This is a genomic window from Alteromonas sp. KUL106, assembly GCF_009811415.1.
Lineage (GTDB): Bacteria > Pseudomonadota > Gammaproteobacteria > Enterobacterales > Alteromonadaceae > Alteromonas.
Genome location: NZ_BLIG01000122.1, coordinates 1 through 234, shown reverse-complemented (window position 1 = coordinate 234; position 234 = coordinate 1). Strand labels below are relative to the sequence as shown.

Genomic DNA, 234 nt, shown 5'->3' with positions numbered 1-234 from the left:
TGCTTTCTGTCGCTGCCCGCTTGAACAAGTAAGCTATCTACTTTATCAAGCATGGTTTGAGTTTGATGAGTAATATCTTGCGTGGCGTCTGCGCATACTTGCCCGCATAAGTAGATAACGCCATTGTGCTTCACAATGCGACTCATGCGCTGCTTGGTTTCCATTCGTTCGATGTTCAGTAATTAGTGCCTTTGAAGGTATGGGAAGGATTAACGTTGAGCGACTTTAATCGGT

1 pseudogene is annotated in these 234 nt (G+C 44.9%); it reads right to left on the bottom strand.

The annotated features are described in order from the left end of the window. Positions 1-179: pseudogene (locus GVO63_RS19460) on the bottom strand (RidA family protein); the annotation flags it as partial. Between the last annotated feature and the right edge of the window lie 55 nt (positions 180-234).